Origin of the sequence: Devosia sp. (genome assembly GCF_028290625.1) — a bacterium.
In the GTDB taxonomy this organism is placed as follows: domain Bacteria; phylum Pseudomonadota; class Alphaproteobacteria; order Rhizobiales; family Devosiaceae; genus Devosia.
In genome coordinates, this window is the sequence record NZ_JAQGJM010000030.1 from 65,829 (window position 1) to 90,442 (window position 24,614).

A 24,614-nucleotide genomic window follows, 5' to 3' on the forward strand; every position below is an offset into this window, starting at 1 on the left:
GTGGCATTTGTTTGCGCCCAAGTGTATGACGCCCCATCTTTTGACGGACCGAGACTGAAACACGCATGGCAAACGTCCTGATTGTGGCCTATCTGCTGATCGTTCTGGCGCTGATTGCAGTGATCCTGCTGCAGCGCTCGGAGGGCGGCGCCCTTGGTATTGGCGGCGGCGGCGGCGGCTTCATGACCGCCCGCGGCTCGGCCAATCTATTGACGCGCACTACGGCAATCCTGGCCACTCTGTTCTTCCTGACGGCCATCGGCCTGACCGTGATCAGTGAATTCGATCGCGGCAGTTCGAGCATCCTGGAGGGCGCGACCTCTACTGAAGAGGGCACCGCACCGACCAGCGTGCTGGACGCGCTCAACGCGTTGCAGAGCGATTCGGATCTCCCGGTTCCCGCCGCCGACGGCACCGTGACGCCGCCGGCCGATGCGACCGCACCGGCAGCCACCACCACTCCCGCACCAGCCGCGACCACGCCAGCACCGGCAGCGACCACGGCTCCCGCCAGTGACCTTCCGGTTCCAGTGACGCCAACCCCCGAGCCCGCCCCGGCGGCGCCCGAACCAACACCGGCCGCTCCGGCGACCAACTAAGCGCCGCAAGGCAAACCAAAGAGGGGGATGGAAACATCCCCTTCTTCTTTTTGTGTAGAGCGGTCTTGCCGCCCTGCGAATCGTTCCTGAATCTATGTAAGGTGAGCGCCCATGGCTCGGTACGTTTTCATCACCGGAGGCGTGGTCTCCTCATTGGGTAAAGGTCTTGCATCGGCGGCGCTCGGCGCGGTCCTGCAAGCGCGCGGCTTCAAGGTGCGGCTGCGCAAGCTCGACCCCTATCTCAACGTCGATCCGGGCACGATGTCGCCCACTCAGCACGGCGAAGTCTTCGTCACCGATGACGGCGCCGAGACCGATCTGGATCTTGGCCATTACGAGCGCTTCACCGGCCGCTCCGCCAACAAGCGCGACAACATCACCACCGGCCGCATCTATTCCGACATCATCGCCAAGGAACGCCGTGGCGACTATCTGGGCGCCACCGTCCAGGTCATTCCCCACGTTACCGACGCCATCAAGAATTTCGTGCTTGAAGGCAATGACGAGTTCGATTTCGTTCTGGTCGAAGTGGGCGGCACCGTCGGCGATATCGAGGGCCTGCCGTTCTTCGAGGCCATCCGCCAGATCGGCAACGACCTGCCTCGCAGCCACGCCATCTATGTCCACCTGACGCTGATGCCCTATATAACCAGCGCCGGCGAGCTCAAGACCAAGCCGACCCAGCACTCGGTGCGCGAATTGCGCTCCATCGGCATCGCGCCCGATGTCCTGCTGGTCCGCTGCGACCGCCCGATTCCCGATGGCGAGAAGAAGAAGCTCAGCCTGTTCTGCAACGTGCGCGAAAGCGCCGTGATCCAGGGCCTTGACGTCGCTTCGATCTACGACGTGCCGCTGGCCTATCACAAGGAAGGCCTCGATACCGAAGTGCTCGCCGCCTTCGGCATCACCGATGCGCCGGAGCCGGACCTGAGCGCCTGGACCGAAGTGTCCCACCGTCTCCACAACCCCGAGGGCGAGGTCAATATCGCCATCGTGGGCAAATATACCGGCCTCAAGGACGCCTATAAGTCGCTCTCGGAAGCCCTGGCTCATGGCGGCATCGCCAACAAGGTCAAGGTCAACCTGCAGTGGATCGATAGCGAGGTGTTCGAGCGCGACGAGCCCGCGCCCTACCTCGAGCATGTGCACGGCATCCTGGTGCCCGGCGGCTTCGGCGAGCGTGGCTCGGCCGGCAAGATCGAAGCGGCCCGCTTCGCCCGCATCAAGGACGTGCCGTATTTCGGCATCTGCTTCGGCATGCAGATGGCCTGCATCGAGGCCGCCCGCAACATGGCCGGCGTCAAGAATGCCAGTTCCACCGAATTCGGCCCGACGAAAGAGCCGATCGTCGGCATGATGACCGAATGGGTCAAGGGCAACCAGACCGAGAGCCGCGATGCGGCGACCGACCTGGGCGGCACCATGCGCCTGGGCGCCTATCCGGCCCAGCTGACCCGCGGCTCGCGCGTCGCCGATATCTACGGCACCACCCACATCTCCGAGCGCCATCGCCACCGCTATGAGGTGAACATGGACTACCGCAAGGTGCTGGAAAAGAACGGCCTCTTGTTCTCCGGCGTCTCGCCCGACGGCAAGCTGCCCGAGATCGTCGAACGCACCGACCATCCCTGGTTCATTGGCGTGCAGTTCCATCCTGAACTGAAGTCCAAGCCGTTCGAACCGCATCCTTTGTTCGCCAGCTTCATCGCCGCCGCGATCGAGCAGAGCCGGCTGGTTTGACGCGCATCGTCACCGACCGGCTGGTCCTGCGCCGGCCGGTCATGCACGACCTCGACGCTATGTTCGCCATCATGTCGAACCCCGGCGCCATGCGCTATTGGTCGACACTGCCCCATGCCAGCCTGGACGTGACCCGCCCCTGGCTGGAAAATATGATCGCCCGCACCGCTGCCGGCGGCGAGGACTTCCTGATCGAGTTCGAGGGCCGTGTCATCGGCGATGTCGGGGCAGGGCGCCTGCCCGATTTCGGCTTCATCATCCACCCCGATTTCTGGGGCCGAGGCTTTGCCACTGAGGCCTCAAAAGCATTTATCGACTATGCCTTCAGCCAGACCGCCGCAACCGAACTCGCGGCTGATGTCGATCCACGTAATGCGGCGTCCTTGCAAGTTCTGGCCAAGCTCGGCTTCACCGAAACCGGCCGCGCCGAACGCACCTTCCTGCTCGGCGACGAATGGTGCGACAGCATCTATCTCGCGCTGCCGCGTCCATCGCGCTAAACTGTGCGTTCAATCGCTCGGGATCCAACCATGGCCGACATCATCAACCTCCGCACCGCTCGCAAGCGTAAGGCGCGTGACGAGAAGGCCGAAACGGCCGCGCAGAACCGCATAGTCTTCGGCCGCACCAAGGCTGAGAAGGATTTGACGCAGGCCAAGGCCGAGCAGGCCGCCAAGAAGCTCGACGGGCATAGGCGCGAGGAGTAGGCGGCGCCGCCTAATGATCTTAACCACCGCAAGCCCCACCAACTCGGTGTCATACCGGCGAAGGCCGGTACCCATCCTGAGATATCGCTCCAGCCGCAAGGTGGCTGGGATAGCGACGCGATCTAGCGGTGTGCTGCACCATCTCGGGATGGGCCCCGGCCTTCGCCGGGGTGACACCGTGGATGTGGGTAACCTGTGCCCCTAGCCGGCCCAGCGTTTGCCCTACCAGTTCACCTCACACACCCCGCCAGCCCCGGCAAACTGTAGGCTCTTGTCGGTATATTCGAACAGCTCGATCTTGACGCCGTTGGGATCGGCCAGCCACGACTGCCAGGTGCCGTCGGCGCCCAGCTTCTTGTCCAGGGCGCTGACGCCATGGGCGCGAACCTGCGCCACCGCCTCATCCATATTGGTGACTTCGAGGCAGATGTGGTTGATCGCATTGGTCTCCGCGAAAGCCGCCGCGTCCTTCTGGAACACCTCGATATGCGTGGCCTCGCCCGCGTCGAGATAGTAGCCGATCAGCTTGCCGGCCTTCATGAAGCGGAACACCACCTCGATCCCCAGCACGTCGCGGTAGAATTTCTCGGTCGCCTCCAGGTCGTGCGCAAAAATGCAGACATGGGCGATTTTCTTGATGATCTTGGACAAACGGGCCTCCTCGGCAGTGCATTATCGATAATACAACCATCGATAGCCGGATCAGTGTCTGTCCACAAGCCGGCCGCATGGAACAGCGCCAGAGAAATAATTTAACCAGCGCCAATGCCTTTTCTCCGTCGCAACGAAGGTCTACACACCCCGCATTGTCGATAATGCGGAACGGACATCATGGCTAAAGTCGTCGTCATCGGAGCAATGGGACATGTCGGCACCTATCTGGTGCCGCGCCTGGTCGAGGCCGGCCACGACGTCGTCGCCATCAGCCGGGGCAGGGCCCAACCCTATTCGCCGCACCACGCCTGGTCCCGCGTCGAGCAGCGCGTGATCGACCGCACCGCCATGGAAGCCGACGGCAGTTTCGGCCCGGCCATTGCCGCGCTCAACGCCGATATCGTCATCGACATGATCTGTTTCACGCTCGCCAGCGCCCAGCATCTGGTCGAGGCCCTCGACGGCAAGGTCAGCCATTTCCTCCATACCGGGACCATCTGGACCCACGGCTTCTCGACCGTCGTCCCGACGCTGGAAGAAACGCCCAAATATCCTTTCGGCGACTACGGCGTGCAAAAGGCGGCCATCGAAACCTATCTGCTCGAGCGCGGCCGCCGCGACAATTTCCCCGCCACCCTGATCCATCCCGGCCATATCGTCGGCCCCGGCTGGTCGCCGCTCAATCCGGCCGGCCATTTCAACCCCGCGGTATTCTCAACCATCGCCCGCGGCGAAACCCTGGCGCTACCGAATTTCGGCCTCGAAACCGTCCACCATGTCCATGCCGACGACGTCGCGGTCATGTTCATGAACGCCATCGCCAACTGGAGCGGCTCGATCGGCGAAAGCTTCCACGCTGTCTCCTCCGGCGCGCTGACCCTGCGCGGTTATGCTGAACACATGTTCCGCTGGTTCGGCCACGAACCCAAGCTCAGCTTCCAGGGCTACGAGGCATGGGCCGCAACGCAGAGCGCCGACGAAGCCAAGGCCACCTGGGAACACGTCGCCCGCAGCCCCAATTGCTCCATCGCCAAGGCCCAGCGCCTGCTCGGCTACGCGCCACGCTATACCTCTCTGCAGGCAGTGGAAGAGGCCGTGAGCTGGCTGATCAAGGACGGGCAGGTGAGCGCTCCCGCCAAATAATTTGGCGCACCCTCTTTGATTCGTCACACGCCGCGTCTAGACAGGGCCAACACTGCGCAAACCCAGCCAGGAAAGGGCTTTCCATGTCTTCGATCATCCACGTCCAGGGCCGCCAGATTTACGACAGCCGCGGCAACCCCACGGTCGAAGTCGATGTGGTCCTCGATGACGGCAGCTTCGGCCGCGCCGCCGTGCCCTCGGGCGCCTCGACCGGCGCCCATGAAGCCGTCGAATTGCGCGACGGCGGCAAGGCCTGGCTCGGCAAGGGCGTGACCCAAGCCGTCGAAAACGTCAACTCGGTGATCTTCGAGGAGATTCAGGGCCTCGACGGCCTCGACCAGCTCGGCGTCGACCAGGCCATGATCGAACTCGACGGCACGCCCAACAAGTCGCGCCTCGGCGCCAATGCCATCCTCGGCGTCTCGCTGGCCGTGGCCAAGGCCGCCGCCGAATCGAGCGAACTGCCGTTCTACCGCTATATCGGCGGCCCCAATGCCCATGTGCTGCCGGTGCCGATGATGAACATCATCAATGGCGGCCAGCACGCGGACAACCCGATCGACATGCAGGAATTCATGATCCTGCCTGCCGGCGCAGAAACCCTGGCCGACGCCGTCCGCATCGGCTCGGAAATCTTCCACACCCTCAAGAAGGGTCTGTCGGCCGAAGGCCACAACACCGCCGTCGGCGACGAAGGCGGCTTCGCGCCCAACCTGAAATCGGCCGAAGAGGCCCTCGGCTTCATCATGAAGTCGATCGAAAAGGCCGGCTACCGCCCGGGCGAGGACGTGTTCCTCGGCCTCGATTGCGCCGCCACCGAATATTACAAGGGCGGCAAATACGCCATGGACGGCGAAGGCAAGAGCCTGTCTTCGGACGAGAACGTGGCCTTCCTCGCCGATCTCGCAGCGCGCTTTCCGATCGTCTCCATCGAAGACGGCATGGCCGAAGACGATTGGGAAGGCTGGAAGGCCCTGACCGACGCCATCGGCAAGAAGGTTCAGCTTGTGGGCGACGATCTGTTCGTCACCAATACCGAGCGCCTCGTCTCCGGCATCAAGATGGGCGTCGCCAACTCCATCCTGGTCAAGGTCAACCAGATCGGCACGCTCAGCGAAACCTTGAACGCGGTCGATACCGCCCACCGCGCCGGCTACACCTCGGTGATGTCGCACCGCTCGGGCGAAACCGAAGACTCCACCATCGCCGACCTCGCCGTGGCGCTGAACTGCGGCCAGATCAAAACCGGCTCGCTGTCGCGCTCGGATCGCCTGGCCAAGTACAACCAGCTCATCCGCATCGAAGAGCAGATCGGCTCCTCGGCCAAGTATGCCGGCTATTCGGTGGTCAAGGGCCGCTAAGCCAATCATCGTCCAATAGAAAAGGCCCGGCAGCGATGCCGGGCCTTTTTATTAGGCACAAATCCTCCAGTACTCCCCCTCGCCCCTTGCGGGAGAGGGACAGACCTGACGCGTTCAGCGGAAGGTCAGGGTGAGGGGTACTGCTGTCCGAGACCGCATCGCCAATCGATGCCGAAGAACCCCTCATCCGCCCTTCGGGCACCTTCTCCCGCAAGGGGAGAAGGGTGACAACTGATAACGCCGCGCCCCTACTGGAACGCCGTCTCCGCAAAGCTCCGCAGCTTCCGCGAATGCAACCGTTCCGCCGGTTGGTCCCGCAAGATCTCCATCGCCCGCAGCCCGATCAGCAAGTGCCGGTTGACCTGGGTCCGATAAAAATCCGATGCCATGCCCGGCAGTTTCAGCTCCCCATGCAGCGGCTTGTCCGACACGCACAGCAGCGTCCCGTAGGGCACCCGGAACCGGAATCCGTTGGCCGCGATGGTCGCGCTTTCCATGTCGAGGGCAACAGCACGCGATTGGCTCAGGCGCTGGGTGATCTCGGCCTGGTCGCGCAGCTCCCAATTGCGGTTGTCGAACGTCGCCACGGTCCCCGTCCGCATGATGCGCTTGGTCTCGAGCCCTTCGAGCTGGGTGATCTCCTCCACCGCCTGCTCCAGCGCCACCTGCACTTCGGCCAGCGCCGGGATCGGCACCGACAGCGGCAGGTCGGCGTCTAGAACATGATCCTCGCGCACATAGGCGTGGGCCAGCACGTAATCGCCCAGCTCCTGCGAATTGCGCAGGCCGGCACAATGCCCCAGCATGATCCAGGCATGCGGGCGCAGCACGGCGATGTGGTCGGTGATGGTCTTGGCATTGGACGGACCGACGCCGATATTGACCATGGTGATGCCGCGGCCACGATCCGCCGTCAGGTGATAGGCCGGCATCTGCGGCACGCGCGGCGTCGGCTTGCCGACCGTGCCGCCACCCAGCCGCTCATTGGTGGTGATCACATTCCCGGGCTCGATGAAGCTGGTATAATGCTCGTGCCCGGTCGCCATATGCTCCTTGGCGACCCGGCAGAACTCATCGATATAGAAGCCGTAATTGGTGAAAATCACGAAATTCTGGAAGTGATTTGCGTCGGTGCCGGTGTAGTGGCTGAGCCGGTACAGCGAATAATCAACCCGCGGCGCCGTGAACGCGGCCAGCGGGTAGGGTCCGCCCTTGGGCGGCACGAAGGTGCCATTGGCGATCTCGTCGTCGGTATTGCCGAGATCGGGCGCGTCGAACACGTCGCGCAGTGGAATGTTGAGCGCGTTGAGCGCCTCGCCATCGACCCGGTCATTTGCCGCCACCGCGAAATGCAGCGGGATCGGCGTGTCGGATTCCCCGATATCGATCGTGCCGCCATGGTTCTTCAGGATGACGGTGAACTGCTCCTGGAAATAGGTACGGAACAGGTCGGGCGCCGTCACCGTGGTGCGGTAAAGCCCCGGCGTATGCAGGTAGCCGTAGGGCAGGGTGGATGAGCTTTTGCCGTAGCTGGTCGAGCGCACTTCGATCTGCGGATAGCAGGCGCGCACCTTGCCCTCGGGCACGATACCCTGGGCCAGCGCGTTCAGATGGCCGCGGATGAAACCGGTATTGCGGTGGTAGATTTCGGCGAGATAGGCCCAGGCTTTTTCAGGATCGGTGAAAGATTGCTTCTCAAGGCGCGGCGGGCTGATCGTTGTCATTCTTGTTCTCGTTTGCGGGCCCCGGATTGAGCCCCCCGTCTGGCGGACGATAGATTGCGATAACCCCATGCCATGACAGTTTATCGGCGTGGCGGCAATCGCGGCCCGGCGGTCTGGCGCTTTTCACACTTGAGTGAATGCCACTTTTCCTGCCGCAATTGTGTACCATCTTGATAGCAGTTCAAGGGACACGCAAGCGACCCATGCGCCCCGCGAACTAGGGACTTCCAATCTGCCGCTTGTCCCCCAAGCCCTCAACAGTGCGGTGGGTGGATTTCCCCCAGGGCTGTAATGGTAGCAATACCGTTGCAGCCCTTTTTCTTGTTCCCGTCATGTCGGTTAGCCATACGTTCTGCGCCTGGGGCGTAGACGCAGAGCCGCGATTTCCGTAAGGGAAACCCATTCCCCGCAAGCAGCTCGCCCCGCCGGTTTCGGCGCCGCGGACATTCCATGGAGTGCAGCATGGCAGCCAAGATCATTGACGGAAAACTGTTTGCCGAAGGCCTCCGAGGTCGCATTGCCGGCCATGTCGCGCGACTGAAATCCGAGCACGGCATCACGCCGGGCCTGGCCGTGGTCATCGTCGGCCACGATCCGGGCAGCCAGGTCTATGTCGCCCAAAAGGCCAAGCAGACCGTCGAAGTCGGCATGCATTCCGAGAAATATGAATTGCCCGAAACCGTCAGCGAAGCTGAGGTGCTGGCGCTGGTCGAAAAGCTCAATGCCGACCCCGCCATTCACGGCATCCTGGTGCAGCTGCCGGTGCCCAAGCACATCGATTCGCTCAAGATCATCCAGACCATTTCCCCCGACAAGGATGTGGACTGCTTCACGCCCGCCAGCGTAGGCAAGCTGGTCATCGGGCTGCCGGGGCCGGTGTCCTGCACGCCCTTGGGCTGCCTGATGCTGCTGCGTGACCAGCTCGGCTCGCTCTCGGGGCTCGATGCGGTCATCATCGGCCGCTCCAACCTCGTCGGCAAGCCGATGGCGCAGTTGCTACTGGCCGATAGCTGTACCGTCACCATGGCCCACTCGCGCACCAAGAACCTCGCCGAGGTCGTTCGGCGGGCCGATATCGTCGTTGCTGCCGTTGGCCGGCCAAAAATGATCCAGGGCGACTGGATCAAGCCCGGCGCCACCGTCATCGATGTCGGTATCAACCGCATCGATGCCCCCGAGCGCGGGGAGGGCAAGACCCGCCTGGTCGGCGACGTCGACTATGCCGCCGCTGCCGAAGTCGCCGGCGCCATCACCCCCGTGCCCGGCGGTGTCGGTCCTATGACCATTGCGTGCCTTTTGGCCAATACCATTACCACCGCCTCGCTGATCAACGGCCTGGTACCGCCGAGCGATCTGACGGCATGATCGGCGACGACCACGATCCGGGCGGCAAGGTCCGCCTTGCGCTGCCCCCAGGCGTCCATGGCGACGCCATCTTTAGCGACCACCAGCACCGCCAGATCATGCGGCGCTGGACCGGGGATCGCTTTCCGGATCGCTACAGCCTGTTCATCGGCATGAACCCCAGCACGGCCGACGCCATGGTCAACGATCCGACCTGCGCTCGCGAATGGAATTTCAGCCTGCGCGAGGGGTTCTTTGGCATGGCCAAGGGCAATGTTGGGGATTATCGCGCCACCGATCCGAAGGCGCTGCTGGCGCCGGGCGTGGTGGCGTCATCGCCGGCTAATTTGCCGTCGCTGTTGGAAGCGGCCAGGGGGGCGAGCTTGGTGGTTTTGTGCCATGGCAAGCTCAACCGGGTGTTGGTGGAGCCGGCGCGGGAGATCGTGGCGGCATTGCGGGCGCATGACATCAAGATCATGTGCTTCGGCACCAACGCCGATGGGAGCCCGAAGCACCCGCTGTATTTGCGGCTGGATACGAAACTGGTGAAGTACGAGGGGTAGAAACCCCTCATCCGCCCTCCGGGCACCTTCTCCCGCAAGGGGAGAAGGGGGAAAGAGACGAGAGTTCTCACTCGTCAACCCTCGCCCCTTGCGGGAGAGGGACAGGTTGCGACGCGTTCAGCGGAGCAAGCAGGGTGAGGGGTCCTTACGCCGTCCCAGCCAAATAAAACCGCCGTGCCACCGTATGATCGCGTAGCGCCGTCGCCTGCAACTTCCCCGTCAGCGCATCAACGACCTTGCTGGGCTCAACCACTGCCGAAGCATCCACCACAACGCTGGTGAAAACCGGCCGCATCCCCAGCCGCACCTCCTCCAGCAGGTCGAACAGTATCGCCCGCACATCGCCGCGCCCGGCGCACGCCACGCACTGAAACCCATCCGCATGGCCATGCCCAGTGTTAGCCGTCAGCCGCACCAGCGCTGTACCGCTGTCGAGCGGCAGCAGCCGCCCGGCAGTGGTCACCAGCGTTACCGGGATCTGGTCCGCCCTGATCTGAACCGCGGCGCCCATCACTCGGCCGCCGCTACTGCTGGGCCGGGGATGTAGTTCAGGATCGGGCCCAGCCACCGTTCGACCTCAGCCACGCCCATACCCTTGCGTTCGGCATAATCAAGCACCTGGTCGTGCTCCACCTTGGCGACACCAAAATAGTAGCTCTCGGGATGCGCCAGGTAGATGCCCGATACCGACGAGCCCGGCCACATGGCAAAGCTTTCGGTCAGCGTCACGCCAGCCTGCTTCTCGGCGTCCAGCAGCTTGAACAGCGTGGTCTTCTCGGTGTGGTCCGGCTGCGCCGGATAGCCCGGGGCAGGGCGGATACCGCGATAGCTTTCGCCGATCAGTTCGTCGGGTTTGAACGTCTCGTCAGGCGCGTAACCCCAGAACTCGCGACGCACCTTTTCGTGCATTTTCTCGGCGAAGGCTTCGGCAAACCGGTCGGCCAAAGCCTTGACCAGGATCGACGAATAATCGTCGTTCTTCTGCTCGAATTTTTCGGCGATCGCCACTTCCTCGATGCCAGCCGTGACCACGAACCCGCCGACATAGTCGGGTTTGCCGCTATCGACTGGCGCGATGAAATCAGACAGTGCGATATTCGGCTTGCCATCGCGCCGGCTGAGTTGCTGGCGCAGTGTGAACAGCGTCGCCAATTCTTCCTTGCGGCTCTCGTCGGTGAACAGGCGGATGTCGTCGCCCACGGCATTGGCGGGCCAGAAACCGACCACGCCGCGCGGCTGGAACCATTTTTCGTCGATCACCAGCTTGAGCATGGCCTGTGCGTCGGCAAACAATTGCCGCGCGGCCTCGCCCTGCTTCTCATCTTGCAGGATCGCCGGATAGCGACCCTTGAGCTCCCAGGTCTGGAAGAACGGCGTCCAGTCGATATATTTCGCCAGCTCTTCGAGGCTGAAATCGGCGTCGGTGAACGTCCGCGTTCCGAGGAAGCTGGGCACCGGCGGTGTGTAGCCGGCCCATTCCGGCTTGAAGGCATTAGCGCGCGCCTTGATCAGCGGCAGTCGCTGCTTGTCGTTCTCGGCCCGCTCATGCGCCGCCGCCGCCTTGGCATACTCGGCGCGCACATTCTCGATGAATGCAACCTTGGTGTCGGGCGACAACAGGTTCGACACCACGCCAACCGCGCGGCTGGCGTCGTTCACGTAAACCGTCTGCCCGGCATGGTAGCGCGGATGGATTTTGACCGCGGTGTGGACGCGACTGGTCGTAGCCCCGCCGATCAGCAGCGGGATGTTGAACCCCTCGCGCTCCATCTCGCCGGCCACATGGGCCATCTCGTCCAGCGACGGCGTGATCAGGCCCGAGAGCCCGATAATGTCGACATTCTGCTCCCGCGCCGTCTGCAGTATCTTGGCGACCGGCACCATCACGCCGAGATCGATGATCTCGTAATTGTTGCAGGCCAGCACGACGCCGACGATGTTCTTGCCGATGTCATGGACATCGCCCTTCACCGTCGCCATCAGAATCTTGCCCGCGCTCTGGCGATCGCCGGCATTGCTGCCGCCGTTGGCCAGCTTCTCGGCCTCCATATAGGGCAGCAGCAGCGCCACGGCCTGCTTCATCACCCGGGCGGATTTGACCACCTGCGGCAGGAACATCTTGCCCGAGCCGAACAGGTCGCCGACAATGCTCATGCCGGCCATGAGCGGGCCCTCGATGACATGCAGCGGTCGCGCGGCCGCCTGGCGGGCTTCCTCGGTATCAGCATCGATGAATTCGGTAATGCCATTGACCATGGCATAGCCGATCCGCTCCTCGACCGATTTATCGCGCCAGCGCAAATCCTTGGCCGCCGCTTCCTTGCCGCTGGCGCCGCGATACTTTTCGGCGATTTCAAGAAGCCGGTCGGTGCCGTCGGGGCGGCGGTTGAGGATCACGTCCTCGCAGGCGTCGCGCAGCTCTTTGTCGATCGACTCATAGACCGCCAATTGCCCGGCATTGACGATGCCCATGTCCATGCCGTTCTGGATGGCATAGTACAAAAACACAGCATGCATGGCTTCGCGCACTGGCTCGTTGCCGCGGAACGAGAAACTCAGGTTCGAGATACCGCCCGAAATATGCACATGGGGCAGGGTGTCGGTGATGATCCTGGTGGCTTCGATGAAATCGACGCCGTAATTGTTGTGCTCCTCGATGCCGGTCGCGATGGCGAACACGTTAGGATCGAACACGATATCTTCCGGCGGGAAACCGACTTCCTCAGTCAGAAGCTTGTAGGCCCGCGTGCAGATCTCGACCTTGCGCTCAAGCGTATCGGCCTGGCCCTGCTCGTCGAACGCCATCACCACCACGGCGGCGCCATAGGCGCGCACCAGGCGGGCATGATGCAGGAACGCTTCCTCGCCTTCCTTCATCGAGATCGAATTGACCAGCGCCTTGCCTTGCACGCACTTCAGGCCAGCCTCGATCACCTCCCATTTGGAGCTATCGATCATGATCGGCACGCGAGCGATATCGGGCTCGGCGGCGATCAGGTTGAGGAACTCGACCATCACCGCCTTGGAGTCGATCAGGCCCTCATCCATGTTGATATCGATGATCTGCGCGCCGTTCTCGACCTGATCGCGGGCCACAGCCAGCGCAGCCGTATAGTCGCCGGCCGTGATCAGCTTGCGGAACCGGGCCGAGCCGGTGACATTGGTGCGCTCGCCGACGTTGACGAAGGGAATATCCTTGGTCAGCGTGAACGGCTCCAGCCCCGATAGGCGCATTTGCGGCGCGATCTCAGGCACTTTGCGCGGCGGATGCGGACGCACGGCCGCGGCGATGGCGGCGATATGGTCCGGCGTCGACCCGCAGCAGCCGCCAACGATATTGATCAGCCCCTCTTCGGCGAAGCGCCCGAGTTGCTCGGCCATGATCTCCGGCGTCTCGTCATAACCGCCGAATTCGTTGGGCAGGCCGGCATTAGGATAGGCACAAACGAACGTGTCGGCGATGGCAGAAATTTCGGCGATGTGCCCACGCAGCAGATCAGCGCCCAAGGCGCAGTTGAGCCCTATAGTGAACGGGCTGGCATGGCGCAGCGAATACCAGAACGCCGTCGGCGTCTGCCCGGACAGCGTGCGCCCGGACAGATCGGTGATCGTGCCCGAAATCATCATCGGCAGCTTGATGCCTTTTTCGGCAAACACTTCCTCGGTGGCGAACACCGCCGCCTTGGCGTTAAGCGTATCGAAGATGGTCTCGATCAGGATGATGTCCGCGCCGCCATCGATCAGCCCGCGCACCTGCTCGCTATAGGCCACCCGCAGCTCGTCAAAGCTGACCGCCCGGAACCCCGGATTGTTCACGTCGGGCGAAATCGAGGCCGTCCGATTGGTCGGCCCCAGCGCCCCGGCCACGAACCGGCGCACGCCATCCTCGGCCGTGGCCCGGTCCAGTGCCCGACGCACGATCCGCGCGCCCTCGAAATTCAGCTCATAGACAATCGCCTCCATGCCGTAGTCGGCTTGGGCAATGCTGGTGCCGGAGAAGGTATTGGTCTCCACGATATCCGCCCCGGCCTTGGCATAGGCATAGTGGATGTCTTCCAGCGCCTTGGGCTCGGTCAGGATCAGCAGGTCATTATTGCCCTGCAGCGGTTTCTGCCAATCCTTGAACCGGTCGCCACGGAAATTGTCCTCGGTATAGCCGAGCCGCTGGATCATGGTGCCCATTGCACCATCGAGGATCAGGATGCGCTCGCGCGCCGCCGCCGTCAGCGCCGCCAGAATTTCGGCGCCATCGCGGAGGGCAGGGGGAGTTGATGAAGTTGAATTTGAGCTCATCATCGTCGTCCTATCTGATCGTTCAATACAGCCAGTCGAAGCACTCATATAAAGATATCTTTATATCATTCAAGCGCCAAAAGCCAGTGACGGCTCGTCCTTTGGCTTCGACACAATTGCCACCAAATCGTTTAACGCTTCGCTCGCCTTAACCGAACCGAAACCCAAAATCCGTTCCATACGCGCGGGGATGGCGAGCATGGGGTAATGTCCAGGCTACAATAGTAAAGAGCGTATGACGTTGAGTACACCGACATCCCCCTGGCGTAATGCCACTCGCCTTGTCGCCCTTACCACCTTGCTTGCGCCGATACTGGCTGCCTGCGGTGGCGGCGGCCTTGGAGCCACCGTCAAGCGCGGCGCCTTTTCCTCGGCGGAATACGGGGTAGGGGTGTCGCCCCGGGTCACCAACAATCCAAATCCGCCCAAGGGCGGCGGCCGCTATCAGGTCGGCAAGCCCTATACGGTGCGCGGCAGGGTCTATACGCCTACCGAAGATCCCAATTACCAGGCGGTCGGCGAAGCCTCGTGGTACGGTTCTGACTTCCATGGCCGCCGCACCGCCAATGGCGAAATCTTCTCGGCCAATGCCATCACCGGCGCTTCGCCGGTCCTGCCGCTGCCATCTTATGTTCGCGTTACCAATCGGGAAAACGGCCGCTCGTTGATCGTCCGCGTCAATGATCGTGGCCCCTATATGCCCGGCCGCATCATGGACCTGTCGCATCGCGCCGCCGAAATGCTGGGCTATGTGAACGATGGCCACGCCCAGATCGCCGTTCAATATGTCGGCCGCGCGCCGCTCGAAGGCGACGACACCCGCATGTTGATGGCCAGCTATGATGGCCCATCCGATTTCGGCCGCGGCAGCGGCGGCAACACGCGCTATGCCAGCAATGACGGCACCAATAGCATGGTCGACATGGCCGGAAATTTCTTCGGCAGCCTGTTCTCCTACGCCGATACCACGCCCGAGCAGCAGGATGCCGCCATCGAAACCGCCCATGCGGCTGTCGATGCAATGGCCACACGCTCGCCGGCGCTGCAGGATTGGGTGGAGTCGACCGATCTCGACGCCCGCGACATCAAGCTCGGCCTTGGCGTCTTCTCCAACCAGGACAAGGCCATCGAACTGTCGGAACGCTTCGCTTTCCTCGGGGCTGTCGATGAGGACCAGGTCACCGTCAATGGCCGCCCGGCGACCCGGCTCACTCTCACGCATTTGAAGCCCGGCGTGGCCCGAACTGACGCCCTGGACCTGGCTCGCGAACTTGGCCTCGAGGACATTACCGTCTATTAGTGTGTATCGGGCGGCATAAGCCGCCACGGCTGCAAGACCTGGTGGAATTGAGGACGATCGTGAAACGGCTTCTGTGGCTTGCCTTTGCGATCCTGACCCTCACGACGCCCGCCTTCGCCCAGGCCGCGGCGGCCTTTGATACCAAGGCCAAATACGCCATCCTGATGGACGAGCAGTCCGGCACCATCATCTTCCAGAAGGACGCCGATACCGCCATGGAGCCGGCCAGCATGGCCAAGCTCATGACCATTGCGGTGGTGTTCAACGAAGTCCGTTCCGGCCGGGTCAAGCTCACCGACGAATTCTTCGTGTCGGAAAATGCCTGGCGTACTGGCGGTGCCTCCTCGGGCGGCTCCACCATGTTCGCCGAACTCAATTCCAAGATCAAAGTCGAAGACCTGATCCGCTCGGTGGTCATCCAATCGGGTAACGACGCGGCCATCGTGCTGGCCGAAGGCATTGCTGGCTCCGAACTCAGCTTCGCGGCGATGGAGAACGAGCTGGCCGGCACGATCGGGCTGGAAGATTCCCATTTCGTCAATCCGACCGGCTTGCCGGATCCCGACCAATATATGACCGCCCGCGACTTGGCCGAAGTCGCCCGCTACCTGATCCGCGAATTCCCCGAATATTATCACTACTTCTCCGAGCCCGAGATGGAGTGGAACGGCATCAAGCAGCCCAACCGCAACGCGCTGGTCGAGCTGGGCATTGGCGTCGACGGCCTCAAGACCGGCCACACCGAGGCCGCCGGCTACGGCTCGGTCATCTCCACCGCTGAAGGCGGCCGCCGCCTGATCGCCGTACTGCACGGCATGAAATCCATGGCCGAGCGCACCGAGGAAGGCCGCAAGCTGATCACCTGGGGTGCCCGCGCCTTCGAACGGGTTTCGGCATTCCCCGAAGGCCACATCATCGGCTACGCCAACGTCTATGGCGGCACCAGCGGCAGCGTCGGTCTCGTCGGTGAGGGTGAGGTGGCGCTCTACCTGCCGCGCGGCTCGCGCAAGTGCCTACAAGCTAGCATCGTCTATACCGGCCCCCTGATGCCGCCGGTCGAGCAGGGCGCCAAGATTGCGGAACTGCGCGTCTTCTGCGATGACAAACTGGTGCAGACCGCGCCGCTATTCGCCGCCGACACGGTGGAAGAGGGCGATATCGTGCGCAAGGCGAGCGATGCGCTCAAGCAGTTGGCGCTGGGCTGGCTTTAGAGCATCGTGTGGAAAAGTGGGAACCGGTTTTCCACTAAAACGATGCGACCACTAAGGATGAGAACCTTATGGGACCTGGTCCCATAAGGTTCGAACAGGGAACGACATTACCGATGCTCGACGCTTCCCAGGCCAGCCGCGCTCGCTTCATCACCTTCGAAGGTGGCGAGGGCGTCGGCAAATCCACCCAGGTCAAGCGCCTGTTGGCGAGCCTTGCCGAAACCTCGATCCAAGCCGTACGCACCCGCGAGCCAGGCGGCACGCCTAAGGCAGAGGCCGTGCGCTCGTTCATCCTGCAAGGCCGTTCGGAAAGCTGGGGCGCTGGCGGCGAAGCGGTGCTGTTCGCCGCTGCCCGCCTTAACCACGTCAATGAGCTGATCGCGCCCAATCTGGCCGCGGGCAAATGGGTCATCTCCGACCGTTTCCACGATTCCACCCGCGCCTATCAGGGCCTCACCGGCGGCGTCGATGACAAGTTGATCGCAGCGCTCGAAGCCCTGGCTTTGGATGGGCATGCACCGGACCTGACCATCGTGCTCGACATGGACCCTGAGATTGCCTTCCGCCGCGTTGCCCAGCGCGCCATCGAAGATGGCCTCGCCCTCACAGGCGACCGCTTCGAAAAGGAAGACATAGAGTGGCACAAGCGCCTGCGCGACAGCTTCCTGTCCATCGCCAAGGCCAATCCGAACCGCTGCGTCGTCATCTCCGCCGATCAGGGCGAGGATGCGCTGGAAGCGGCGATCTGGGCCGTGGTCAGCGACAAATTCCCCGAAGTGACGGGCAGGGCGCGCGCGTGACCGATCCCGATGGCCTGGAGGATGTGGCTGCGCCGGAGCAGCACCGCACGCTTTGGGGCCACGCCGCCGCCAAGGCCACCATTCTCGAACGCCTGAACAATCATCGCCTGCCCGGTGCCATTCTACTGCATGGCCCTCAGGGCATCGGCAAGGCAACGCTGGCGTTCAATCTCACCCGCCTGATTTTCACCGCCACCGGCGACGAAGATGCAAACCGCGTCGATCAACAGGTCGCGGCGCTCTCCCACCCAAACCTGGCCCTGCTGCGCCGCCGGCCCAAGGACGCCAAGGGCTACTACACCGTGATCCGCGTCGAGGACGTGCGCAACCTGCGCGAAGACCTGCACCAGACGCGCGGCCGTGCCGGCCACCGCATCGCCATCATCGACAGTATCGACGATTGCAATCCGTCCGCCGCCAATGCGCTGCTGAAAACCCTTGAAGAGCCGCCGGCCGATACGACGTTCTTCCTAGTTTCCCATCGTCCCGGCCAGTTGCTGCCGACCATCAAGTCCCGCTGCCACAGCCTTGCGCTCCGCCCATTGGCCGATGCCGATGTCCGAGCCGTGCTGGCCGACCAGCGTCCGGACCTGCCATCCGACCAGTTCGACCGCGCAGTGTCCCTTGCTGGCGGCCGCCCCCGCCGCGCGTTCGAAACGCTGACACTCGAGGATGGTAGCGCTCTGGGCGCCCTCCAGGCCTGGTTCACCGCCCCCAATCGCCACCCAGCCGCCGTCCATATTCAACTGGCCGAGGCGCTGGGCGCCAATACCCAAAGCACCGAACTGTCCTTCGCGCGCGAAATGCTGACCGATTGGCTGGCGACCGAGGCCCGCAATGCTGCCATCCAGCCCGGTGGCCGCTATCGCCTTGCCTCGGCCAATGCGCTATGGGACAAGGCACAGGCCCTGCTTGCCGAGGCCGACAGCATCAACCTGGATATGAAGCAGACGCTCGTCGCTATTTTCGACGCGATCCGCAAGCATATCGAGACCACCACACCAGTTTCCATCGAGCCCTGATGACCGCCAAACCCTTTTACGTCACGACCGCGATTTCCTATCCGAACGGCGCCCCCCATATCGGCCACGCCTATGAGATGATCGCCACCGACGCCATCGCCCGCTTCAAGCGGCTGGAAGGGCGCGACGTCTATTTCCTCACCGGGACCGACGAGCACGGCATCAAGATGGTGCAAACCGCTGCCGCCCAGGGCGTCACGCCGCGCGAGCTGGCGGACCAGAACTCCGCCGAGTTTCGCCGCCTGGCCGAAACGCTGAACATCTCCAACAACGACTTCATCCGCACCACCGAACCGCGTCACCACGAGGCCAGCCAGACCATCTGGAACAAGATGGCCGCCAACAACAATGGCGACATTTTCCAGTCCACCTACAAAGGCTGGTACTCCGTCCGCGACGAAGCCTATTTCGATGAAGACGAACTGACTGAAAAGAACGGCAAGCGTTTCGCGCCGTCCGGCGCCGAAGTCAATTGGGTGGAAGAACCCACCTATTTCTTCCGCCTCTCGGCCTATCAGCAGAAGCTACTCGACCTCTACGAGGCCAATCCGGATTTCATCGCGCCGAAAGAACGCCGCAACGAAGTCATCTCTTTTGTCAAAGGCGGGCTGCAGGATCTCTCGATCTCGCGCACCACTTTCGATTGGGGTATTCCGGTGCCCGACGCGCCCGGCCACGTCATGTATGTCTGGGTCGACGCCCTGACCAACTACATTACCGGTGTCGGCTTTCCCGATATGGACAGCGAGCTGTTCAAGAAATTCTGGCCGGCCGACCTGCATGTCATCGGCAAGGACATCATCCGCTTCCACACGGTCTATTGGCCTGCCTTCTTGATGAGCGCCGGCATCGACGTGCAGCATCGCGTCTTCGCCCACGGCTTCCTGACCGTCGATGGCCAGAAGATGAGCAAATCGCTCGGCAACGTTGTGGATCCCTTTGAATTGGCGTCGGAGTTCGGCGTCGATCAGTTGCGCTATTTCCTGCTGCGCGAAGTCTCCTTCGGCCAGGACGGCGACTATAGCCGCGACAAGCTGGTCAACCGCGTAAACGCCGATCTCGCCAACAATCTGGGCAACCTGGCCCAGCGCTCACTGTCGATGATCAACAAGAACCTCGACGGCAAGGTGCCCGAGCCGGGCGAGCTGACGGCCGACGATCTGGCGCTGCTCGCGGAAGTCGATGAGGCCATCGCCGCCGCGCAAAGGGCCATGGACGGCCAACTCGTCCACGAAGCCGCCGGCGCCATCATCGCCGCGCTCAGCTCCGCCAACAACTACTTCGCCGCCCAGGAGCCTTGGGCTCTGAAGAAGACCGATCTGGCCCGCATGGGCACAGTGCTCTACACCACCACCGACACTGTGCGACGCCTCACCATTCCAATGCTGGCCTTCGTACCCCAGTCGGCCGAAGCGCTGCTCGATCAACTGGCCGTGCCGGCCGACGAGCGCCTGCTCAGCCATGCCCAGACCCCGAACCTATTGCGTCCGGGCACCGAACTTCCGGTGCCGCAGGGTGTGTTTGCCCGCCTCGAGCGCAAGGCCGAATAGACCATGCTGATCGACAGTCACTGCCATCTGGACTTCGAGGCGCTCGCCGGCGACATCGACGGCGTTTTAGCCCGCGCTGCTGCTGTCGGCGTTACCGGAATGGTAACAATATCCACACTGGTGGATAACTTTTCCACGTACGCCGCCATCGCGGAACGTTACCAGAACGTGTGGTGCTCGGTCGGCACCCATCCGCACAATGCGGACAAGGAATTGCACATCCAGACCGACGATCTGGTGCGCCTAAGTGCCCATCCACGTTGCGTTGCCATCGGTGAAGCCGGTCTCGATTACTTCTACGACAATGCACCGCGAGAGGCCCAGGCCACGGGCCTTCGCCGCCATATCGCCGCCTCCAGAATCACCGGTCTTCCACTGGTTATCCACAGCCGCAAGTGCGACGACGACATGGCAGCGATCCTGACCGAAGAAGCCGGGCAGGGGGCCTTCCCCTTCGTTCTGCACTGCTTCACCGCCGGTCAGGACCTGGCCCGCACCGCGCTCGATCTGGGCGGCTATATTTCGTTCTCCGGCATCATCACCTTCAAGAACGCCGAGGACATCCGCGAAGTCGCCAAGTTCGTACCGGCCGACCGCTATCTCGTTGAAACCGATGCACCTTATCTGGCGCCGATCCCGCATCGCGGCGCCTCCAACGAGCCGAGCTTCGTGCGCTTCACGGCCGAGAAGGTCGCCGAAGTCCGTGGCCTGACCCTCGAAGCGCTCGGCGCCGAAACCACCGCCAATTTCGCCCGGCTGTTCTCCAAAACCGGACTGGCATGATCTTATGGCCGACGCGCAGAAGATCATTGCCACCGTGCTAGGCTGTGGCTCGTCCGGCGGCGTGCCGCGCATCGGCAATATCTGGGGCGATTGCGACCCGGCAGAGCCACGTAATCGCCGCCGCCGCTGCGCACTGCTGATCGAAGGCTGGACCGAAGGCGTCGCCGAGCCGACGCGCATCCTCATTGATACCGGCTGCGACCTGCGCGAGCAATTGCTGGATGCCCAGGTCGATCGCGTCGATGCGGTGCTCTATACCCACGAGCATGCCGACCACACCCACGGCATCGACGATCTGCGCGTTCTGGCGCTCAACAACCGCCAGCGTGTCGATGTCTATTTCACCCGCGAAGCCGGTGCCCGTATCCGCGAGGCCTTCGGCTATTGCTTCACCGCGCCACCCGGCAGCGACTATCCACCTATCCTCAATGCCCATGAAATCGAGGCCGGCGCCGTCCTGTCGATCGATGGACCCGGTGGCGCCATCCGCATCGACGCTTTCAGCCAAGTGCATGGCAACATTGAGTCTCTTGGCTTCCGCGTCGGCAATTTTGCGTATTCCTGCGACCTATCGGCCATTCCCGCGACCTCCGACGCCGCCGTATCTGGCCTGACCGTCTGGATCGTCGATGCGCTACGCCACGCGCCACATCCCAGCCATCTGAGCCTGCCGGAAACCCTGGGCCTGATCGAACGCTTCGCGCCAGGCCAAGCCGTGCTCACCAACATGCACATCGACATGGACTATCGGACGCTGCAATCGACTTTGCCCGCCAATGTCCAGCCAGCCTTCGATGGCATGCACATCGACGTCGTCGCCGGAACCATCATCAATCTCTGATCCAACTTATCCTCGGGCCACTGGGGTGGGCTATGATAGCCCACGTAATCCGGCATCAGCGACAGCGAGAAAGCCGATAAATCCAACCGAACGCCCAAAGCTCCATAGAATCCAAGCTTTAGCTCAATCAAAAAGTTCCATAATATATATTATGCGAATCACGGATGCAAGGAACGGTGGCTCGGCAGATGTCCTACGCAATCCAATTTGGCACTGGCGAGTACCCAATTTGGCACTGCGGTCACCACCCCGGCGCCATCTGGGATTGTTCGACGGCATAAATAGCCCCTGAGATCGCGTCTGGATCGGTGCACTCCCAGTCTTCAATCGCCAAGAGCCGGACTTGGTCATCACTAGAGACAAAGGTAGCCTTCCCCCAAACCGGTTCGATGTCCCGTGCCTTCGCGAAGTCGGCGAATGCGGCGCTGGCATCTTCCCCTAACCGGAAACTGCCGAGCAATTGGTGCCGGGCAGGACGTTCCAAGCCATCGATCAATATGGGTCTACAGAAATTGCCAGACATTGGGTTGATCGTTCCGTGGACCGGCACAAACCAAAGTTCGCTGTCGACTGAAAGCAGCACCCCAATGGCATAACGGTCGAAGCGAGCATCGATAAAGGCATCGCCTCGGAATTTCCCCTCGATGCCCTCAAACTCGTATCTATACCACCAGACGCCGGTCTCGCCATGTCTGTCGACAGTGATCCAGATATCCGTGACCTTGAGCACCTTACCTTCCACAAGCCTTTGCTGCTCATACGGAAGCTTGCGCATGGAAGATTCCGGGTCCAGGTCCTCGGCAAAGCCCACATAGTCGCCAGGCAACGGGAGATCAGCGCAACAAGTCGCCCTAGCCGAGTCGCTGAAGCCGACGAAATCTAAGCCGTCAGAGGTCAAAAAGTGGATACCACGCATCGCCGTCCTCGCTGAGTGAAGCGATTGTGCGGGAAAAGCCAGCAAGGGACACGAAGGCGACGAAATTAGTTGATCGATCTTGTATCTGAGAAATTACTACCAATTTGTGCATTCATGTGATACACGGGCTGCATGATGGACATAGAACCCTACTCCGCCGAACAGAAGCGCCACGTCCGCGAGGTCCAAGACCTGTGGGCGCGGTACGCCCCCCTCATGGCCGAAAGCCGTGACCTGGTCGGAGGCATGCAATGGAAGACGATCCGGGGCCGGGAATACCTGTACCGCTATGCCCCCGACCCCGTGACCAAGAAGAAGCGCTCCACGTCACTGGGACCGCGAACGGCGGAGATCGAGGCGATCTATGCGCGCTTCATGGAACGCCGGACCCTGGTGAAGTTGGACCTGCCGCCCCTCGAGGAGGCTGTCTCCACCCAGGCGCGGGTGTCCAAGGCGCTGCGCCTCGGCAGGCTGCCGCGGGCGACAGGCGAGTTCCTGGGCAAGCTGGGCAACAGCGGGCTGGGCGCGCACCTGGTGGTGACGAGCGAGCTTGCGATGTTCGGCTATGAGACCGTGTTCACGCGGGAATTCCCCTCGATCGAGACCCCTGCCCTGCAGTTCATGCTGCTGGACGACGCGATCGCCGTGGACCTGCTGACGGAATTGGCCTCCGCGTTCCCGGGTGTCACGTCGCGCCAGCATCGCTCCGGCAAAATTGCCCTGGCGTACGAAGACATCCATTTCGAGATCTGGTCTCGAGCCGACTTCATGGGCGAGCTCGAACACCAGGGGGAATACGACCAGGTATACTGCATCGGCGAGCGCCTCGAGGGCGACCCGATCGCGACGTTCACCTTCGACCGCTCCGGTCGACCGGTGCCGCTATCGGTGCCAGATCCGATCGCCTTTTCGATGATGGCAACGGTGCGTGGTGGCATCGACGCCGAACTCGGACCCACCCTTGCCCGCCTAGCGACCCGAAGCGGACGCTTTGAACTGGAGGACCTCGAAATTGAAACCTTTCCCGAGCTTGCGGCCCACCTAGACCTGGGTCCGCGCCTCTAGCCAAACCGACGACATCGAACTGAAGCAGCCGCGGACCCACAGGTCCGGGCACGGCATTCCATTGCCGGAAAGGAGGCCCCATGGCCGACATCACCGATCACCGCCCGCCGTTGACCATCACCGGAACGCTCGCGTCGTGGGCCGACCGACTGCGTGACAAGTCCAGATCCACCGTGGAATGCTACCTGCGCGATATCCGCTTTGTGGCCGACACCATGGCATCGACGCTCGGTCGCCAGGCGGTGCCGCAGGACCTGATGGATCTCGGCACTCACGATCTTGCTGCGCTAGTCGCATGTTGGAGGGATGCTCCGTCCACTTGCCGTCGACGCCTCGTCTCCATCCGCAGGTACGGGCTGATGCTTGCCAACACATGCGGAATGACCGGCCCCCTCCTCCATGCCGGTTTCCCTCGGATCGATGTCAGGACCGAAGGCCCGGTGCTGGAGGCGGACCTCCTGGCACTTGCCGCTCCCACCGGGAACCGGATGGATTGGACCGTCCTGCGCGACGACGCCATCCTGACCTTGGTCATGGAGCGTGGCCTGACGACGGGAGAACTGAACCTGATCGACTGCCGGCACCTGACTGGCCCGCTCCTGCTTGTCAGGAATCCGTCTGGCAAGGCCAGGTTCGTAGAGCTATCGGCGAAGGCCGCCGAGGGTATCGATGCCTATCGCTCGCGTTGCCCCTACCCCGTCGCAAGCGAAGGTGCCCTGTGGCTGAATACGTTGGGTGGACGCATGTCGCCACGTTCCCTCCAACTGATGATAAGGCGCCGCAGGGCGCTGGCCCACCTGTCGCCGGGGGTGGTCGCAGGATCGTTCCGTCGCCATCGCATCCGGTCTCTCGCGGCGTCCGGCATGCCGCCGGACCGCATCGCCAGGCAGATGGGTATCGGAGCCGGTACGGTGCTGGTTCACCTGGCAGCGGGCTAACGCCTCGGAAACCACTACCGCAAGCATGCAGGCAGGACGGGGTCCGCGTCAGGATCCCGT

Annotated in this window: 23 protein-coding genes; 17 read left to right on the forward strand and 6 right to left on the reverse strand. The window is 62.6% G+C overall.

The window, feature by feature from the left end; translation table 11 throughout:
- Nucleotides 1–65 precede the first annotated feature (65 nt).
- The 4 genes from secG to JWR51_RS16540 all read left to right on the forward strand — a co-directional run bounded on the left by secG (nt 66) and on the right by JWR51_RS16540 (nt 3,046).
- The gene (gene secG / locus JWR51_RS16525) at nt 66–599 is read left to right on the forward strand and encodes a preprotein translocase subunit SecG (RefSeq protein WP_299749872.1); all 534 of its coding nucleotides are present in this window, start codon (nt 66–68) and stop codon (nt 597–599) included.
- Nucleotides 600–710: 111 nt separating this feature from the next.
- Nucleotides 711–2,339 carry a CTP synthase gene (locus JWR51_RS16530; RefSeq protein WP_299749875.1) on the forward strand — a complete coding sequence of 543 codons (1,629 nt, stop codon included), beginning with the start codon at nt 711–713 and terminating at the stop codon, nt 2,337–2,339.
- Nucleotides 2,336–2,839 (forward strand): GNAT family N-acetyltransferase, encoded by a 504-nt coding sequence (locus JWR51_RS16535; RefSeq protein WP_299749878.1) that lies wholly within the window; start codon nt 2,336–2,338, stop codon nt 2,837–2,839. The genes JWR51_RS16530 and JWR51_RS16535 overlap by 4 nt, the downstream gene beginning before the upstream one ends.
- A 30-nt stretch (nt 2,840–2,869) precedes the next feature.
- Nucleotides 2,870–3,046 carry a DUF4169 family protein gene (locus JWR51_RS16540; RefSeq protein WP_299749881.1) on the forward strand — a complete coding sequence of 59 codons (177 nt, stop codon included), beginning with the start codon at nt 2,870–2,872 and terminating at the stop codon, nt 3,044–3,046.
- Between the two features lie 222 nt (nt 3,047–3,268).
- Here JWR51_RS16540 and JWR51_RS16545 read toward each other — a convergent pair whose 3' ends face one another.
- A complete protein-coding gene (locus JWR51_RS16545) occupies nt 3,269–3,697 on the reverse strand; it encodes a VOC family protein (protein ID WP_299749884.1) in 429 nt (142 codons plus the stop codon).
- 180 nt (nt 3,698–3,877) lie between these two features.
- Here JWR51_RS16545 and JWR51_RS16550 point away from each other — a divergent pair, with 180 nt between their 5' ends.
- Together JWR51_RS16550 and eno are read left to right on the forward strand one after the other, a co-directional pair.
- Nucleotides 3,878–4,843 (forward strand): NAD(P)-dependent oxidoreductase, encoded by a 966-nt coding sequence (locus tag JWR51_RS16550; protein WP_299749887.1) that lies wholly within the window; start codon nt 3,878–3,880, stop codon nt 4,841–4,843.
- Between the two features lie 83 nt (nt 4,844–4,926).
- Nucleotides 4,927–6,204, forward strand: a complete 1,278-nt coding sequence (gene eno / locus JWR51_RS16555; RefSeq protein WP_299749890.1) for a phosphopyruvate hydratase — start codon at nt 4,927–4,929, stop codon at nt 6,202–6,204.
- Nucleotides 6,205–6,452: 248 nt separating this feature from the next.
- On the opposite strand, the gene JWR51_RS16560 is transcribed toward eno, so the two are convergent.
- Complete coding sequence (locus JWR51_RS16560; RefSeq protein ID WP_299749893.1) at nt 6,453–7,928, reverse strand: AMP nucleosidase; 1,476 nt, start codon at nt 7,926–7,928, stop codon at nt 6,453–6,455.
- 462 nt (nt 7,929–8,390) lie between these two features.
- On the opposite strand from JWR51_RS16560, the gene folD reads away from it, so the two are divergent.
- Together folD and JWR51_RS16570 are read left to right on the forward strand one after the other, a co-directional pair.
- On the forward strand, nt 8,391–9,293 hold the full coding sequence (folD, locus tag JWR51_RS16565; RefSeq protein ID WP_299749896.1) for a bifunctional methylenetetrahydrofolate dehydrogenase/methenyltetrahydrofolate cyclohydrolase FolD: 903 nt from the start codon (nt 8,391–8,393) through the stop codon (nt 9,291–9,293).
- Nucleotides 9,290–9,835, forward strand: a complete 546-nt coding sequence (locus tag JWR51_RS16570) for a DUF1643 domain-containing protein (RefSeq protein WP_299749899.1) — start codon at nt 9,290–9,292, stop codon at nt 9,833–9,835. The genes folD and JWR51_RS16570 overlap by 4 nt, the downstream gene beginning before the upstream one ends.
- A gap of 145 nt (nt 9,836–9,980) precedes the next feature.
- Here the strand turns inward: JWR51_RS16570 and JWR51_RS16575 are convergent, their stop codons facing one another.
- The 3 genes from JWR51_RS16575 to JWR51_RS16585 form a co-directional block, all read right to left on the reverse strand.
- Nucleotides 9,981–10,346 (reverse strand): hypothetical protein, encoded by a 366-nt coding sequence (locus tag JWR51_RS16575; protein ID WP_299749902.1) that lies wholly within the window; start codon nt 10,344–10,346, stop codon nt 9,981–9,983.
- Nucleotides 10,346–14,128 (reverse strand): methionine synthase, encoded by a 3,783-nt coding sequence (metH, locus tag JWR51_RS16580; protein ID WP_299749905.1) that lies wholly within the window; start codon nt 14,126–14,128, stop codon nt 10,346–10,348. Before metH ends, JWR51_RS16575 begins: the two co-directional genes overlap by 1 nt.
- Before the next feature lie 69 nt (nt 14,129–14,197).
- Nucleotides 14,198–14,329, reverse strand: a complete 132-nt coding sequence (locus JWR51_RS16585; RefSeq protein ID WP_299749908.1) for a hypothetical protein — start codon at nt 14,327–14,329, stop codon at nt 14,198–14,200.
- A 40-nt stretch (nt 14,330–14,369) separates the two neighbouring features.
- On the opposite strand from JWR51_RS16585, the gene JWR51_RS16590 reads away from it, so the two are divergent.
- The 7 genes from JWR51_RS16590 (at nt 14,370) to JWR51_RS16620 (ending at nt 21,635) form a co-directional block, all read left to right on the forward strand.
- Nucleotides 14,370–15,428: a septal ring lytic transglycosylase RlpA family protein gene (locus tag JWR51_RS16590; protein WP_299749910.1), complete on the forward strand. Its 1,059-nt coding sequence runs from the start codon at nt 14,370–14,372 to the stop codon at nt 15,426–15,428.
- 59 nt (nt 15,429–15,487) lie between these two features.
- A complete protein-coding gene (locus tag JWR51_RS16595; RefSeq protein WP_299749913.1) occupies nt 15,488–16,639 on the forward strand; it encodes a D-alanyl-D-alanine carboxypeptidase family protein in 1,152 nt (383 codons plus the stop codon).
- 113 nt (nt 16,640–16,752) lie between these two features.
- Nucleotides 16,753–17,439 carry a dTMP kinase gene (gene tmk / locus JWR51_RS16600; RefSeq protein WP_299749916.1) on the forward strand — a complete coding sequence of 229 codons (687 nt, stop codon included), beginning with the start codon at nt 16,753–16,755 and terminating at the stop codon, nt 17,437–17,439.
- A complete protein-coding gene (locus JWR51_RS16605) occupies nt 17,436–18,461 on the forward strand; it encodes an AAA family ATPase (protein ID WP_299749919.1) in 1,026 nt (341 codons plus the stop codon). The genes tmk and JWR51_RS16605 overlap by 4 nt, the downstream gene beginning before the upstream one ends.
- Nucleotides 18,461–20,011 carry a methionine--tRNA ligase gene (metG, locus tag JWR51_RS16610; protein WP_299749922.1) on the forward strand — a complete coding sequence of 517 codons (1,551 nt, stop codon included), beginning with the start codon at nt 18,461–18,463 and terminating at the stop codon, nt 20,009–20,011. Before JWR51_RS16605 ends, metG begins: the two co-directional genes overlap by 1 nt.
- A 3-nt stretch (nt 20,012–20,014) precedes the next feature.
- A complete protein-coding gene (locus JWR51_RS16615; RefSeq protein WP_299749925.1) occupies nt 20,015–20,794 on the forward strand; it encodes a TatD family hydrolase in 780 nt (259 codons plus the stop codon).
- A gap of 4 nt (nt 20,795–20,798) precedes the next feature.
- Complete coding sequence (locus JWR51_RS16620; protein WP_299749928.1) at nt 20,799–21,635, forward strand: MBL fold metallo-hydrolase; 837 nt, start codon at nt 20,799–20,801, stop codon at nt 21,633–21,635.
- Between the two features lie 241 nt (nt 21,636–21,876).
- Here JWR51_RS16620 and JWR51_RS16625 read toward each other — a convergent pair whose 3' ends face one another.
- Complete coding sequence (locus JWR51_RS16625) at nt 21,877–22,551, reverse strand: hypothetical protein (RefSeq protein ID WP_299749931.1); 675 nt, start codon at nt 22,549–22,551, stop codon at nt 21,877–21,879.
- Between the two features lie 135 nt (nt 22,552–22,686).
- On the opposite strand from JWR51_RS16625, the gene JWR51_RS16630 reads away from it, so the two are divergent.
- Together JWR51_RS16630 and JWR51_RS16635 are read left to right on the forward strand one after the other, a co-directional pair.
- Entirely contained in the window at nt 22,687–23,616 is a 930-nt protein-coding gene (locus JWR51_RS16630; protein ID WP_299749934.1) for a hypothetical protein, read from the forward strand.
- An 80-nt stretch (nt 23,617–23,696) separates the two neighbouring features.
- Nucleotides 23,697–24,554 carry a hypothetical protein gene (locus tag JWR51_RS16635; protein ID WP_299749937.1) on the forward strand — a complete coding sequence of 286 codons (858 nt, stop codon included), beginning with the start codon at nt 23,697–23,699 and terminating at the stop codon, nt 24,552–24,554.
- The last annotated feature ends 60 nt before the right edge of the window (nt 24,555–24,614 follow it).